A 13,721-nucleotide genomic window follows, 5' to 3' on the forward strand; every position below is an offset into this window, starting at 1 on the left:
GGCACGTCAGTGGGATATGGTGTAATTGGCAACACGACTGGTTCTGGTCCAGTTATTCTAGGTTCGAGTCCTAGTATCCCAGCGAGATCGCGGCAGTTCCGACGCCGGAATGGCCGCGATTTTGTGCGAGCGAAGGCCCTTGGCTAGAGTTCCGCAGGTTGCTCGAGAGAGCGATGCCCCCGTTGTGTAGCGGCCTAGCACGCCGCCCTCTCAAGGCGGTAGCGCCGGTTCGAATCCGGTCGGGGGTACACCACGCGAAGGGCCCGGATCCACCAGGATCCGGGCCCTTTCGCATGCCCAGCCCAACCCATCCCACCCCGCCGAGTCGGCGCTTGTGTCCGCGGTGTCCTTCGTGGGCCGAGTAGGCGTCCTTCGGTGGTCGAGTAGCGAGCGCCAGCGAGCGTATCGAGACCTCTCAGCGATCGAAGTCCTTCTTCGCCAACGCCGGGAGCTCGTCGTACCGCTGCTCGATCAGCGCCAGTCTCTTCGCGCGGCTCCAGTTCTGGACCTGCTTCTCGCGCGCGAACGCCAGGCCGACGTTCTCGTGCTCTTCGCTCCAGACCAGCCGGACAGGACGTCGCCGGCGGGTGTACGTCGCCCCCTCGCCGATCTCGTGCTCGTACAGGCGCCGCCCGAGGTCGCGGGTGCTGCCGACATACAGGGAGCCGTCCGCGCACAGGAGCATGTAGGTGAAGGGCATGTGCCCATGCTTCGCGGGTCGGCGGTGAGCGACCAGCCCCGCGATCCCACCTGTGGACGAGGGGGGTCTCGATACGCCCGCTCGTGCCTCGCGGGCTACTCGACCTACGAGGGGCCGGGCGAGGTGTTCGTTGGTCGAGTAGCGAGCGCCAGCGAGCGTATCGAGACCCGGCGGTGTGGTGGTCTCGATACGCCCGCTCGTGCCTCGCGGGCTACTCGACCAGCGAGGGGTCGCCTCGCGAGCTACTCGACCAGCGAGGGGCCGGCGAGGTGTTCGTTGGTCGAGTAGCGAGCGCCAGCGAGCGTATCGAGACCCGTCGGTGTGGTGGTCTCGATACGCCCGCTCGTTCCTCGCGGGCTACTCGACCTACGAGGGGTCGCCTCGCGGGCTGCTCGACCAGCGAGGAGGTGCTAGGCGCAGAGGCCGTTGGCGAGCGCCTGCTCGCGGTCCTGCTGCTCGGCCTCCGTCGCCTGGGGCGACTGCGAGGATGGGGAGCTCGGGGCCGGGGACTCGCTGGTGGGCGGCTTCGCGGCGCTGATGCTGCCGTCGCTGAACGAGCGGCCGAGGGGCTCGTCGGCGATCATCCGCTTCCAGAGGGCGTCGGCGTCGTCGGTCCACTGCAGGCGGTCGGCGTCGAGGGGATACTCCTCGATCGGCACCGTGACGAACTTGATGTCCTGCAGCCCGGTACGGCGGAACTGCATCGCGAGGTCGGCGAGGTCCCGGATCCGGTCCAGGTCCTCGTCGACCTGGATCGAGCCGACGACGGCCTTGAGGAACGCCCGCACCCGCGTCGGCTGGCTCAGCGTGTTCGCCGACATCACCTTGTTGACCATCGAGGCCAGGAACGCCTGCTGGCGCTTCATCCGGCCGATGTCGCCGGTGGCCGAGAGCACGGTGCGCTCGCGGACGTAGTTCAGCGACTGCCGGCCGTCGAGCTCCTGGGTGCCGGCGTCGAAGTAGATGTCGTGCTCGGGGTCGTCGACCTCCTTCGGGAGGCACACCGTGACACCGTCGACCGCGTCGACCATGTCCTGGAAGCCGGCGAAGTCGAGCACGATGAAGTGGTCGACGTACACGCCGGTGAGCACCTGGACCATCTGCACCGTGCACAGCGGGCCGCCGACGGCGAACGCCGTGTTGAACATGACGGCCCGCTCGCCCGGCACCCGCTTCCCGTCCGCCGTCGTGCAGGCGGGCCGGTCGACCATGGCGTCGCGCGGCAGGCTCACGCCGTACGCCTCCTCCCGGTCGGCCGAGACGTGCAGCAGCATCGTGGTGTCCGAGCCGCCGGCGCCGGCCTCGGCGTCGATGCCGCACCCGGCGCAGCTGCGGTCGTCGGAGCCCATCACCAGGATGTTGAGCGGTCCCTCGGCCTCCGGCTTCTCCATGCCCGCGGGGCGGGGGATGGCCAGCCCGGGCGGCAGCTCGTTCTCTAGCTGGTTCCACACGAAGTAGACGGTGGTCGCAGTGAGGATCGCCATCACCAGCTGGGTGACCAGCACGACCTTGAGGACCGTACGGCGCGGTCGGCGTCCGCGGCCCGCGGGCGCCTCGTCCGCGGGTGCCGGCGCGGCCGGCGGCTGCTCGTCGTCGGCCACGACTCCATGGTGACAGCAGGCCGGTCGGAACTCGGGCAGGATCGGCCGCATTGGCGGGTTGACCTGCGCGATCCCCATGTCCGATTCCCGCGAGCAGACGTCGGCGGCGTGGGGGAGGATGGGCCTCATGGACGCGACCGCCACCCGGCACCCCGACCCGGAGTCGTGCTACCGCGCGGTCAAGTCCCGCGACCGCCGCTTCGACGGCGTCTTCTACACCGCGGTCCGCACCACCGGCATCTACTGCCGGCCCAGCTGCCCGGCGCGCACCCCGGCGTACGCCAACGTCAGCTTCCACCCGAGCGCCGCCGCCGCGCAGGCGGCCGGCTACCGCGCCTGCAAGCGCTGCCTGCCCGACGCCACGCCCGGCAGCCCCGACTGGGACGTCGCCGCCACGGCCGCCGGTCGCGCGATGCGGCTGATCGCCGACGGCGTCGTCGACCGCGAGGGCGTCGAGGGGCTCGCCCGCCGGGTCGGGTACACCCCGCGCCACCTGAGTCGGATCCTCACCGCGGAGCTCGGTGCCGGCCCGCTCGCGCTCGCCCGGGCCCGCCGCGCCCAGACCGCGCGGGTGCTCATCGAGACCACGGCGCTGACCCACGCCGAGGTGGCGTTCGCCGCGGGCTTCTCCAGCGTCCGCCAGTTCAACGAGACCATCCGCGAGGTGTACGCCGCGAGCCCGACCGCGCTGCGCGGTCGCCGGGCCACCGACCCGGCGGCCACCGGGTCGGTCACGCTGCGGATCGCCGTCCGTACGCCGTTCGCCGGCGCCGCCCTGCTCGACTTCCTCGCCTTCCACCTGATCCCGGGCGTCGAGACCGCCGGAACCGGCTGGTATGCCCGGACCCTCGACCTGCCCCACGGACCCGGCACCGTCCGGCTCGACGTCCGCGACACCCCCGCCGTCGGCGAGACCGCGTTCGTGACGGCGACCCTCCGGCTGCACGACCTCCGGGACACCTCGGCGGCGCTCGAGCGGGCGCGCCGGATCGTGGACGCCGACTGCGACCCGGTCGCCGTCGACGACCACTTCGCGGGCGATCCGGTGGTCGGCCCGCTGGCCCGGTCGGCCCCCGGGCTGCGCGTGCCCGGGCAGGTCGACGGCGACGAGATCGCGGTGCGCACGGTCATCGGGCAGCAGGTCAGCGTGGCCGGGGCGTGCACGGTCACCGGCCGTCTGGTCGCCGCCCACGGACGGCCGGTGGAGACCGGTGTCCCGGGCCTGACCCACCTCTTCCCCGACGCGGCGACGCTCGCCGCCCTCGACCCCGAGGCGCTGCCGATGCCCCGGGCGCGCGGGCGCGCGCTGGTGGGCCTGTGCGCCGCGCTCGCGGCCGGGGACGTCGCGCTCGACCGCGGCCCCGAGCGCTCCGACGTACGCCGGCAGCTGCTGGCACTGCCGGGCATCGGGCCGTGGACCGCCGACTACGTCGCCATGCGGGCGCTGGCCGACCCCGACGTCTTCCTCCCGACCGACGTCGGGGTGCGCAACGCGCTGACCGGCCTCGGCCACGATCCGGCGGCCGTCGTCGCCGCCAGCGAGCGGTGGCGCCCGTGGCGCTCCTACGCGCTGATGCACCTCTGGAACACGCTGATGCCCCCCATCACCGACCCCGACCCGCTCATCGACCCGGAGGCCTGACCATGTGGACCGTCCTCGACTCGCCCGTGGGCGAGCTGCGCCTCGTCGAGCACCACGGCGCGATCACCGCCATCGAGTTCGCGCCGTTCCGCGAGCCCGACGGCCGGGTCCGCGGCGACCGCGACGACACCCACCCGGTGCTCGTCGAGGCGGCCCGCCAGCTCCGGGCCTACTTCGACCGCGACCTCAAGGAGTTCCGGCTGCCGCTCGCACCGGGCGGCAGCGACTTCCAGCAGCGGGTCTGGGCCGAGCTGACCGCGATCCCGTACGGCGCGACCTCGTCGTACGGTCAGGTCGCCCGGCGGCTCGGCATGACCAACGCCGCCTCGCGCGCCGTCGGCCTGGCCAACGGGCGCAACCCGATCCCGATCGTCGTCCCGTGCCACCGGGTGATCGGCGCGGACGGCACGCTCACCGGGTACGCCGGGGGCCTGGAGCGCAAGCAGCTCCTGCTCGGGCTCGAGCAGGACGCGCTGTTCTGAGCCGAACCGGGGCCCCGCCTCAGCGCCAGCGCCAGGTGTTGAGCACCGACTCGACCAGGTCCGGCTGCTGCCGGAGCGTCGCCGGGGAGACCTCGAAGGTCAGGGAGATCAGCCTGTCCTCGTGGTGGGCGGTCACCTGCTCGAAGTGGCGGCCGGCCTCGGTCGTGCCGGAGATGCGCACCAGCGGGACGCCGCCGAGCTCGACGTCCGGCTCCCGCTGGTAGCTGCCGCCGAGGGCGCGTGCGCTCTCGAGGGCGATCTTCGCCTGCTGGTCCAGGGTCGGCGGCTCCAGGTCGAGGCCGAACGCCTCCTGGTCCGAGAGCAGGATCAGCTCGCCCGGGCCACCGTTGCTGCCGCTCCCGAACGAGAGCACCTCCTCGGTGGCGATCCACCCCTCGGGGACGGTGACCTCCACGCTCCGCTCGCGCAGCGTGACGGGGCCGGCTGCCGGCTCCGAGTCGGGGAAGGGGAGCTCGGGGTCGGCGGGGGACGACGCGTCGGTGGGGCTCGGGGACGTCGTCGGGGACGCGGACGGGGACGCGGTGTCGGACGCGGTCGGCGACGGGTCGGCCCCGGGCTCGTCCTCGCCGCATCCTGCGCCGGCGAGGAGGACCAGGGCGAGAGCGAGCGAGAGCGAGAGGGTCGCGGCGGGTTTCAGCAGCACGGGCGAGGGCATACCCGCCTCGTACTCCGTCTAGACATCTGCTTCGCGCGCAGGAGGAGCCCATGGCGCTCAGCATCATCGGCACGATGACCGACCTCGGTTTCGAGGACACCCTGATCCAGCAGGTCGCGGGGGTCCTCGACCAGAGCACCAAGGCGGTGCGGGACGCGAGGGAGGTCCGGGGAGTCGCCCCGACGAGCTTCGGTGACATCCAGGAGGGCATCGACCTCGCCGACCACACCCAGCGTGCCCGCGACCGGGTCCGGGTGGCGCTCGACGAGATGGTCGCGGGCCTCGCCGGCTACCACAGTGCCCTCCTCCAGCTCCGCGAGGACACCTACCAGGTCGAGGACGACACGGTCACGACGCTCCAGCGGATCGCGCAGGCCGAGTCGTGCGTGGTGACCCCGTCGTTCGCAGCGCCCAGCCAGTGCGCCGCCCCCGGCACGAGCGAGGGCTGAGCCGATGGCGATCGGACCCAAGCAGCAGCGGCTCGCCTCCACGGTCAAGCCCGCCGACGACCTCGACATCACCAACGCCGAGACCGCCTGGAAGGAGGGCGGCCGCCTGCTGGCCGAGGTAGCCCGCAACCTGGCGACGATCCGGGCGAACCTCGCCAACGACGAGCGGTTCAGCGGCCGCACCGCCGTGGCGTCGATCGGCGCCTTCGATCGCTCCGCGGCCGCGCTGACCGACCGTGCGAAGGAGATGTCGGACGCCGGCGAGGCGCTGATCGCCGCCCGTGAGGCGCTGGTCCTGGCCACCGACACGAGCAACCAGCTGGGGTCGGGCCCGGACGTCGGTCCGGAGCCCCGTCCGACCTCGGCCAACCCGTCGAAGGCCGAGCTGAACGCGCACAAGGCCTGGCGCAGGGACGCCGACGCGGCGCAGGCCGACTACGAGCGGCGCGAGCAGCAGGCCCAGGACGCCCTGACGGCGCTGCGTGAGGCCTACCTCGCCGCGGCCGAGCCGATGAAGAGGATCCACGGCGAGTCCGACGGGACCATCGGCGACGATTTCGACGACCCGGACCTCGACACGGGCGAGTCCGGTGGCGGGGCGAAGGACGGCTCCGGCGGCGACGGCGGCGGAGGCAGCGCTGGCGGCCCTGGGGGATCCGGTGGCGGCGGCGTCGGGCCCGGCGCCGGTGGTCCCGGCGGAGGACCTGGTGGGCCCGTGCCCGGTGGACCTGGTGTCCCCGGCGGTCCCGGTGGCCCGATCCCGGGTCCGGGTCCGGGTGCCGGGGGTGGCCCCGGCCTGCCCCAGGCCCCCACGCCTGAGGTGACCCCGCCGGGCGCCGGCGGTCCCGGGAGCCTGCCTCCGGGTGGCGCCGGTGGAGGCGGCGGCGCCGGTGGCGCCGGCGGTGGTTCCGGAGGTCTCGGCGCGGTGGCGGCGGGTGCCGGCATGGGCGGTGTCGGAGCCGCGGCCGGCGGGCTCGCGGCCGGGCTGGGGGGACGCGGTCCGCTCGGCGTACCCACCGGGTCGGCCGCCAGTGCCGCCTCGGGCGGACGCATCGGCGGCGCCGGCCAGGCCGGCGGCAGCAGCGTCCTCGGCCGGGGTACGCCGGTGGGCGCGGGCGGTCAGGCGGCCGCAGCCCGCGGGGCCGGAGCGGCGGGCTCGAGCGGGCGCGGTGCCGCGGGACGCGGTGCAGGCCGTGGTGGCGCGGCCGGCGCCGGTGCCGGGAAGAGCGCCGGCGGACGAGGTGCCGCCGGACGCGGCGGAGCGGTCGGCTCGACCGGCACACGCAGCGGCGGCCGCGCCGGTGCCGCTGCTGGTGGCGGCGGACGTGGCGGCGGCAAGGACCGCGACCGTCAGCAGTCCGCGAAGGACCTCTTCGACGACGGCCAGGACTGGGTGGACGACGAGGGCCAGGGGCCCGGCGTCATCGCCTGACGGAGGCTCCGCGGCCAGCACGCGGCCGCGACCACGCGGCACCTGTGGACGGACTCGCCGAGTCGGCGCACATGTGCGCCGACTCGGCGGCCTCATCCACAGGCAGGGGGTGCGGTCGTCACTCCGCCGCGGCGCGACGGAGCGACTCCGAGAGCCGCTCGGCGGCGGCGAGGACCGCGGGGGCGTGCATCCGGCCGGGCTGGCGGGAGAGCCGCTCGAGGGGGCCGGAGACCGAGACGGCGGCGATGATCTTCCCGCCGGGGGAGCGCACCGGGGCCGACACCGACGCGACGCCCTGCTCGCGCTCGCCGACGGACTGCGCCCAGCCGCGGCGCCGGATGCCCGAGAGTGCGGCGGCCGAGAACGCGGCGTTCTGCAGGCCGCGGTGCATCCGCTCGGGGTCCTCCCACGCGAGCAGCACCTGAGCGGCCGAGCCGGCGCGCATCGTCAGCTGCGACCCGACCGGGATCGTGTCGCGCAGGCCGCTCGGCCGCTCCGCGGCCGCGACGCAGACGCGGTGCTCGCCCTGGCGGCGCCACAGCTGGGCGGACTCGCCGGTGATGTCGCGGAGCCGGGCCAGCACCGGCCCGGCGGTCGCCAGCAGGCGGTCCTCGCCGGCGGCCGCCGAGAGCTCCGCGAGCCGTGGCCCGAGGACGAACCGGCCCTGCATGTCGCGGGCGACCAGCCGGTGGTGCTCGAGGGCGACCGCGAGCCGGTGGGCGGTGGGCCGGGCGAGACCGGTGGCCGCCACGAGCCCGGCCAGGGTTGCCGGACCCGCTTCGAGGGCCGTGAGCACGAGGGCTGCCTTGTCGAGCACGCCGACGCCGCTGGTGGTGTCCATATGCCAATACTTCCGTCTCGGATCATGGGATGCAAGCGATGTGACGCGCGCCGCACTCCAGGCGGCCACGCCGACGCTCGATCTCGCATGATGGGATCCGCGTCTCAGATCATGGGACCGGCGTCGTACGCTGCCGTGGTACGTCGGCACGTCACGAGGGAGTGGATCATGGGCAGGACCCTGTCGCAGAAGGTGTGGGACGAGCACGTCGTCCGGTCGAGCCCGGGAGAGCCGGACCTGCTCTACATCGACCTCCACCTCATCCACGAGGTGACCTCGCCGCAGGCCTTCGACGGCCTCCGGCTGTCGGGTCGCGGCGTACGCCGTCCCGACCTCACGCTGGCGACCGAGGACCACAACGTCCCGACCCTCGACTGGGACAAGCCGATCGCCGACCCGGTCTCCCGCACCCAGGTCGAGACGCTGCGGCGCAACGCCGAGGAGTTCGGCGTCCGGCTGCACCCGCTCGGCGACATCGACCAGGGCATCGTGCACGTCGTCGGCCCGCAGCTTGGCCTGACCCAGCCGGGCATGACCATCGTCTGCGGCGACAGCCACACCAGCACCCACGGCGCCTTCGGCGCGATCGCGTTCGGCATCGGCACCTCCGAGGTCGAGCACGTGCTCGCCACCCAGACGCTGATGCAGGCCAAGCCCAAGACGATGGCGGTCACCGTCAACGGCAGCCTGCCGGCCGGCGTCACCGCCAAGGACCTGGTGCTGAACCTGATCGCCCACACCGGCACCGGCGGCGGCCAGGGCTACATCGTCGAGTACCGGGGCCAGGCCATCGAGGAGCTCTCGATGGAGGCGCGGATGACGATCTGCAACATGAGCATCGAGTGGGGGGCCAAGGCCGGCATGATCGCCCCCGACCAGACGACCTTCGACTACATCCAGGGCCGCCCCGAGGCGCCCACCGGCGCCGACTGGGACGCCGCCGTCGAGCACTGGACCGGCCTGCGCACCGACGACGACGCCGTGTTCGACGAGGAGATCGTCCTGGACGCCTCCGAGATGGCGCCGTTCGTCACCTGGGGCACCAACCCCGGCCAGGGCGTGCCGCTCTCCGCGAGCGTGCCCGACCCCGCGAGCTACGAAGAAGAGTCCGACCGGATCGCCGCGGAGCGGGCGCTGGAGTACATGGCCCTCGAGGCCGGTACGCCGATGCGCGAGGTCAAGGTCGACACCGTGTTCGTCGGCTCCTGCACCAACGGTCGGATCGAGGACCTCCGGCTGGCCGCCGACATCCTCAAGGGCCGCAAGGTCGACCCCGGCACCCGCCTGCTCGTCGTGCCCGGGTCCGTGCGCGTGCGCCTGCAGGCCCAGGACGAGGGTCTCGACCTGGTCTTCAAGGAGGCGGGCGCCGAGTGGCGCGGCGCCGGCTGCTCGATGTGCCTGGGCATGAACCCCGACACCCTCCAGCCGGGCGAGCGCAGCGCCTCGACGTCCAACCGCAACTTCGAGGGCCGCCAGGGCAAGGGCGGGCGCACGCACCTGGTGTCGATCCCCGTCGCTGCCGCGACCGCCGTCCGCGGCACCCTCTCCTCGCCCGCCGACCTCGCGCCGATCGGCTGAGGAACGAAGCCGATCACCGGGCGCGAGGTCGAGCAGCGCCACGGCTGAGCCTGCGAAGCCGTGACGCGCGTGTCGAGACCTAGCGCCGTATCCGACAGGGAGCACCCACGATGGACAAGTTCACCACCCACACCGGCATCGGCGTCCCGCTGCGACGCAGCAACGTCGACACCGACCAGATCATCCCCGCCGTCTACCTCAAGCGGGTGACCCGCACCGGCTTCGAGGACGGGCTGTTCGCGGCCTGGCGCAACGACCCGGACTTCGTGCTCAACAACCCCGTGTACGCCGCGGGCTCGGTGCTGGTGGCCGGTCCCGACTTCGGCACCGGCTCCTCCCGCGAGCACGCCGTCTGGGCGCTGCAGAACTACGGGTTCAAGGCGGTCATCTCCTCCCGGTTCGCCGACATCTTCCGCGGCAACTCCGGCAAGGCGGGTCTGCTCGCCGCCCAGGTCGACGAGAAGGTCGTGCAGCGGCTCTGGGACCACCTCGAGGAGAACCCCGGTGCCGCCGTGACCGTCGACCTCGAGTCGCGCACGGTGCGGGCCGGTGAGGGCGCCGACGAGATCGTGGACTCCTTCGACATCGACGACTACACCCGGTGGCGGCTGCTCGAGGGGCTCGACGACGTCGGCATCACCCTGGGCCACGCCGACGACATCGCGGCGTACGAGGCCGAGCGCCCGCGCTGGAAGCCGACGACCCTCCGCCCCGTCGGCTGAGCGGAGAATTCCGACGCCGGGCGCGGCGTGGTGATTGTGACGCGCGCCACGAGTGCCTAGCGTGCCCAGGGAATGTCCGAGCACGGGCTCGGCGCAGCGTTCTCTGAAGGGGAATCCAGTGAACAAGACTCAGCTCATCGACGCGTTGGCGGCGCGGTACGAGGGGAACCGGAAGGCCGCGTCCCACGCGCTCGACTCCGTGCTCGACACCATCACCCGCGAGGTCGCCAAGGGGGAGAAGGTCGCGATCACCGGCTTCGGCTCCTTCGAGAAGCGGGTCCGCGAGGCACGCTGGGTGCGCAACCCGCAGACCGGTGAGCGGATCAAGGCCAAGAAGACCGCCGTCCCGAAGTTCAAGCCGGGAGCGGACCTCAAGAACGTCGTGTCCGGCGCCAAGAAGCTGCCCAAGCTGACGGTCGCGGTGGCCAAGGTCGCTACCGCGCCGGCGATGGCCGCCGCGAAGGCGACCGGCGTCGCCGAGACGAAGTCGACCCCTTCGAAGTCGGCGGCGAAGTCTGCAGCGAAGTCGGCGGCGAAGTCGGCCACGAAGTCGACGGCGTCCACGTCCGCGGCCAAGAAGACGGCCGCGAAGTCCACGCCGGCGAAGAAGACGGCCACGAAGTCGACCCCGGCGAAGAAGACGGCCGCGAAGTCCACGCCGGCGAAGAAGACGACCACGAAGTCGGCGGCGGCGAAGAAGTCGTCCTCGGGCAGCGCGGCCAAGAAGGGCACGTCGAAGTCCACGGCATCGAAGTCCACGGCATCGAAGTCGACCGCGTCGAAGTCGACCGCGTCGAAGTCGACGGCGCCGGCGAAGAAGTCAGCGGCGAAGAAGTCCCCGGCGAAGAAGTCGGCGGCCAAGAAGTCCTAAGCACCGCGACCGTCGGCGGGGCCGTCCTCCTCCGGGAGGCGGCCCCGTCGCCGTTCGGGTACGGCGCGGGCCGCGCGCTCAGACCAGGTGGGCGAGGGCGCGGGTGCGGGCCCCGACGCCGAGGGCGAGCGCCGCCCGCAGGTCCGCGACGTCGTCGACGTCCCGGCGCAGCGAGGCCGCGTCCAGCCCGACCTCGAGGGCCTGGAGGTCGTGGGCGTCGCGCGACCCGGGGCCGAAGCACGGGTCGAACTCCTCCCACGCGGCGGTGTAGAGGGTGGTGCCGACGCCGGCCGCGTCCGGGACGTACGCCGGGGCCGCGCCGACGGCGCGCAGGGCGGCGTCGAGGTCGTCGGGGCGCAGGGCCGGGAGGTCCGCGCAGAGGGCGGCCGGCCGCAGGTCCGGCCAGCGGCGCCGGGCCTCCGCGGCGGCGAGCCGCAGGCTGGCGTTGAGGTCGCCCGCGACGCCGTCCGGGATGGCGGGGCAGCCCAGGGGCGCGAGGTCGGCGGCGAACGACGCGTCGTCGGTCGCGACCAGGACGGCGCCGACCTGCTCCGCGGCGAGGCACGCCGCGACCGTGTCGAGGGCGAAGGCGGCGGCGAGCGCGCGGCGTACGTCGTCGGGCAGCCCGACCAGGCGGGACTTCCCGCGCGCCGGCGGCTTCACGGGCACGAGCATCGCGAAGCGACGCGTCGGGGGCGGGGGAGCGGACATCGGGTCGATCCTGTCAGGTCGCCCGGCGCCGACCGAGTAACCTGCGTGGCGACGTGGGGTGCGTCACGATGGCGCGCCGCAGGACGGACGAGGGAGCACGTGAAGGTTCGCAAGCTGCAGCACCAACGTGGCTGGGCGTGGCACGTCGCCGTTCCCCTCGTGAAGCCGGTGCTGCTCGCCACGACCACCCACGAGTGGATCGACGGCGAGAAGATCCCGGCGACGGGCGGCTGCGTCCTGGTGCTCAACCACGTCTCCCACGCCGACCCGCTCACCGCGGCGCACATCGTGTGGGACCACGGCCGGGTGCCGCGGTACCTCGCGAAGTCCGGCCTGTTCCGCAACCGGGTGCTGGGCTGGTTCCTGAGGTCGGCCGGCCAGATCCCCGTCGAGCGGCGCAGCACCAACGCCGTGGGGGCGTACGACGCGGCGGTCGCGGCGGTGCGCGCCGGCGAGTGCGTCGTGGTCTACCCCGAGGGCACGATCACGCGGGACCCCGACGGCTGGCCGATGGTCGGCAAGTCCGGCGCCGCGCGGATCGCGCTCGCGACCGGGTGCCCGGTGGTGCCGATCGGCCAGTGGGGTGCCCAGCAGCTGCTCGCGCCGTACGCGAAGCGGCCGGACCTGTTCCCGCGCAAGCGGATCACGATGAAGGTCGGCGACCCCGTCGACCTCAGCGACCTGCTGGAGGTCGAGACCACCCCGGCGGTCGTGCAGCAGGCGACCGACCGGATCATGGATGCCGTCACCGGGCTGGTCGAGGAGATCCGCGGCGCGACCGCGCCCGCCGAGCGCTTCGACATGCGCCGCGCCGGTGCACGAGAGATCGGCAACCCGCATCGTCACGAGCCCGGGGAGGACCCCGCATGAGCCCCATATCCAGCACCGGCAAGGTCGCCGTCCTCGGCGCGGGCTCGTGGGGGACCGCCTTCTCGATCGTGCTGGCCGACGGCGGCAACGACGTCGTGATGTGGGGCCGCCGCGAGGAGGTCTGCGCGACGATCAACGACCAGCACGAGAACGTCGAGTACCTCCCCGGCGTCGAGCTGCCGCCGACCGTGAGCGCTAGCCACGACGCCGAGAAGGTGCTCGCCGGCGCGGACGTCGTGGTGCTCGCGGTGCCGTCCCAGTCGCTGCGCGCCAACCTCACCGAGTGGGCGCCGTACCTGCCCGACAGCTCGGTGATGGTCTCGCTGGCGAAGGGCGTCGAGCTCGGCACGGTGAAGCGGATGAGCGAGGTGATCGCGGAGGTCACCGGCGCCGGTCCGGAGCGGATCGCGGTGATCAGCGGCCCCAACCTGGCCAAGGAGATCGCCCGGCGCGAGCCGGCGGCCTCGGTCGTGGCGTGTGAGGACGAGGAGGTCGCGAAGATGCTCCAGGCCCGCTGCCACTCGCCGGCGTTCCGCCCCTACACCTCGGTCGACGTGCTCGGGTGCGAGCTCGGCGGGGCGTACAAGAACGTCGTCGGCCTCGCGGTCGGCATGGCCGTCGGCCTCGGCTTCGGCGACAACACGACCGCCTCGGTGATCACCCGGGGCCTGGCGGAGACCGCCCGGCTCGCGATGCGGCTCGGCGCCAACCCGCTGACCCTGATGGGTCTCGCCGGCCTCGGCGACCTGGTCGCCACCTGCTCCTCGCCGCTCTCCCGCAACCGCACCTTCGGCGAGAAGCTCGGCCAGGGGATGACCACCGAGGACATCTTCGCGAGCACCCGCCAGGTCGCGGAGGGCGCGAAGTCCTGCTCCTCGCTGCGCGCCCTCGCCGAGCAGTCCGGAGTCGACGCCCCGATCGCCCAGCACGTCGACGACGTCGTCGCCGGCCGGCTCACCGCCAACGAGATGATGGACGCCTTCATCGCCCGCGACACCAAGGCCGAGACTGATTGACCACCGGCGGGCGAGGAACGAGCCCGCCGCGTGGGGTCAATCAGGTCGAGCGAGCGACGCGACTGAGGTACGAAGTCGCGTGAGCGTGTCGAGACCGACTGACCCCGAACGCCGAGTCGGCGCTTGTGTC

At 73.2% G+C, this 13,721-nt stretch carries 14 protein-coding genes and 2 tRNA genes; 11 read left to right on the plus strand and 5 right to left on the minus strand.

From position 1 onward, the window contains the following. The first annotated feature begins 10 nt into the window (after positions 1–10). Both H4O22_RS06145 and H4O22_RS06150 read left to right on the plus strand, forming a co-directional pair. A tRNA-Gln gene (locus H4O22_RS06145) sits at positions 11–82 on the plus strand. A 93-nt stretch (positions 83–175) separates the two neighbouring features. Further along, positions 176–248, plus strand: a tRNA-Glu gene (locus H4O22_RS06150). Between the two features lie 167 nt (positions 249–415). On the opposite strand, the gene H4O22_RS06155 is transcribed toward H4O22_RS06150, so the two are convergent. Together H4O22_RS06155 and H4O22_RS06160 are read right to left on the minus strand one after the other, a co-directional pair. Further along, the gene (locus H4O22_RS06155; RefSeq protein WP_182526145.1) at positions 416–700 is read right to left on the minus strand and encodes a GIY-YIG nuclease family protein; all 285 of its coding nucleotides are present in this window, start codon (positions 698–700) and stop codon (positions 416–418) included. A gap of 410 nt (positions 701–1,110) precedes the next feature. Next, positions 1,111–2,301, minus strand: a complete 1,191-nt coding sequence (locus tag H4O22_RS06160; RefSeq protein WP_182526146.1) for an LCP family protein — start codon at positions 2,299–2,301, stop codon at positions 1,111–1,113. Positions 2,302–2,428: 127 nt separating this feature from the next. On the opposite strand from H4O22_RS06160, the gene H4O22_RS06165 reads away from it, so the two are divergent. Next, positions 2,429–3,943: a DNA-3-methyladenine glycosylase 2 gene (locus tag H4O22_RS06165; protein ID WP_182526147.1), complete on the plus strand. Its 1,515-nt coding sequence runs from the start codon at positions 2,429–2,431 to the stop codon at positions 3,941–3,943. Positions 3,944–3,945: 2 nt separating this feature from the next. After that, complete coding sequence (locus H4O22_RS06170) at positions 3,946–4,425, plus strand: methylated-DNA--[protein]-cysteine S-methyltransferase (protein WP_182526148.1); 480 nt, start codon at positions 3,946–3,948, stop codon at positions 4,423–4,425. A gap of 19 nt (positions 4,426–4,444) precedes the next feature. Here the strand turns inward: H4O22_RS06170 and H4O22_RS06175 are convergent, their stop codons facing one another. After that, a complete protein-coding gene (locus H4O22_RS06175) occupies positions 4,445–5,101 on the minus strand; it encodes a hypothetical protein (protein ID WP_182526149.1) in 657 nt (218 codons plus the stop codon). Between the two features lie 50 nt (positions 5,102–5,151). On the opposite strand from H4O22_RS06175, the gene H4O22_RS06180 reads away from it, so the two are divergent. Then, complete coding sequence (locus tag H4O22_RS06180; RefSeq protein WP_182526150.1) at positions 5,152–5,550, plus strand: hypothetical protein; 399 nt, start codon at positions 5,152–5,154, stop codon at positions 5,548–5,550. Between the two features lie 4 nt (positions 5,551–5,554). Next, a complete protein-coding gene (locus tag H4O22_RS06185; protein ID WP_182526151.1) occupies positions 5,555–6,982 on the plus strand; it encodes a hypothetical protein in 1,428 nt (475 codons plus the stop codon). A 118-nt stretch (positions 6,983–7,100) separates the two neighbouring features. Here H4O22_RS06185 and H4O22_RS06190 read toward each other — a convergent pair whose 3' ends face one another. Further along, positions 7,101–7,823 (minus strand): IclR family transcriptional regulator, encoded by a 723-nt coding sequence (locus tag H4O22_RS06190; RefSeq protein ID WP_182526152.1) that lies wholly within the window; start codon positions 7,821–7,823, stop codon positions 7,101–7,103. Positions 7,824–7,991: 168 nt separating this feature from the next. On the opposite strand from H4O22_RS06190, the gene leuC reads away from it, so the two are divergent. The 3 genes from leuC to H4O22_RS20860 all read left to right on the plus strand — a co-directional run bounded on the left by leuC (position 7,992) and on the right by H4O22_RS20860 (position 10,994). Continuing rightward, a complete protein-coding gene (leuC, locus tag H4O22_RS06195; protein WP_182526153.1) occupies positions 7,992–9,401 on the plus strand; it encodes a 3-isopropylmalate dehydratase large subunit in 1,410 nt (469 codons plus the stop codon). A 110-nt stretch (positions 9,402–9,511) separates the two neighbouring features. After that, positions 9,512–10,123 carry a 3-isopropylmalate dehydratase small subunit gene (leuD, locus tag H4O22_RS06200; protein ID WP_182526154.1) on the plus strand — a complete coding sequence of 204 codons (612 nt, stop codon included), beginning with the start codon at positions 9,512–9,514 and terminating at the stop codon, positions 10,121–10,123. Positions 10,124–10,241: 118 nt separating this feature from the next. Next, positions 10,242–10,994, plus strand: a complete 753-nt coding sequence (locus H4O22_RS20860; protein ID WP_182526155.1) for an HU family DNA-binding protein — start codon at positions 10,242–10,244, stop codon at positions 10,992–10,994. Positions 10,995–11,072: 78 nt separating this feature from the next. Here H4O22_RS20860 and cofC read toward each other — a convergent pair whose 3' ends face one another. Continuing rightward, positions 11,073–11,705 (minus strand): 2-phospho-L-lactate guanylyltransferase, encoded by a 633-nt coding sequence (gene cofC, locus H4O22_RS06210; protein WP_182526156.1) that lies wholly within the window; start codon positions 11,703–11,705, stop codon positions 11,073–11,075. A gap of 99 nt (positions 11,706–11,804) precedes the next feature. On the opposite strand from cofC, the gene H4O22_RS06215 reads away from it, so the two are divergent. Both H4O22_RS06215 and H4O22_RS06220 read left to right on the plus strand, forming a co-directional pair. After that, positions 11,805–12,575, plus strand: coding sequence for a lysophospholipid acyltransferase family protein (locus H4O22_RS06215; protein ID WP_182526157.1), 771 nt, complete (start codon positions 11,805–11,807; stop codon positions 12,573–12,575). Further along, entirely contained in the window at positions 12,572–13,591 is a 1,020-nt protein-coding gene (locus H4O22_RS06220) for an NAD(P)H-dependent glycerol-3-phosphate dehydrogenase (protein ID WP_220451304.1), read from the plus strand. Before H4O22_RS06215 ends, H4O22_RS06220 begins: the two co-directional genes overlap by 4 nt. Positions 13,592–13,721: the final 130 nt, after the last annotated feature.

It is taken from the genome of Nocardioides dongkuii (assembly GCF_014127485.1).
In the GTDB taxonomy this organism is placed as follows: domain Bacteria; phylum Actinomycetota; class Actinomycetes; order Propionibacteriales; family Nocardioidaceae; genus Nocardioides; species Nocardioides dongkuii.

Excerpts from the sequence above, each read along its gene's own strand:
- H4O22_RS06180 (WP_182526150.1), top strand. The coding sequence starts at position 5,152 with ATGGCGCTCAGCATCATCGGCACGATGACCGACCTCGGTTTCGAGGAC.
- H4O22_RS06220 (WP_220451304.1), top strand. The coding sequence starts at position 12,572 with ATGAGCCCCATATCCAGCACCGGCAAGGTCGCCGTCCTCGGCGCGGGC.
- leuC (WP_182526153.1), top strand. The coding sequence starts at position 7,992 with ATGGGCAGGACCCTGTCGCAGAAGGTGTGGGACGAGCACGTCGTCCGG.
- H4O22_RS06170 (WP_182526148.1), top strand. The coding sequence starts at position 3,946 with ATGTGGACCGTCCTCGACTCGCCCGTGGGCGAGCTGCGCCTCGTCGAG.
- leuD (WP_182526154.1), top strand. The coding sequence starts at position 9,512 with ATGGACAAGTTCACCACCCACACCGGCATCGGCGTCCCGCTGCGACGC.
- cofC (WP_182526156.1), bottom strand. The coding sequence starts at position 11,705 with ATGTCCGCTCCCCCGCCCCCGACGCGTCGCTTCGCGATGCTCGTGCCC.
- H4O22_RS06165 (WP_182526147.1), top strand. The coding sequence starts at position 2,429 with ATGGACGCGACCGCCACCCGGCACCCCGACCCGGAGTCGTGCTACCGC.
- H4O22_RS06175 (WP_182526149.1), bottom strand. The coding sequence starts at position 5,101 with ATGCCCTCGCCCGTGCTGCTGAAACCCGCCGCGACCCTCTCGCTCTCG.
- H4O22_RS06190 (WP_182526152.1), bottom strand. The coding sequence starts at position 7,823 with ATGGACACCACCAGCGGCGTCGGCGTGCTCGACAAGGCAGCCCTCGTG.
- H4O22_RS06155 (WP_182526145.1), bottom strand. The coding sequence starts at position 700 with ATGCCCTTCACCTACATGCTCCTGTGCGCGGACGGCTCCCTGTATGTC.
- H4O22_RS06185 (WP_182526151.1), top strand. The coding sequence starts at position 5,555 with ATGGCGATCGGACCCAAGCAGCAGCGGCTCGCCTCCACGGTCAAGCCC.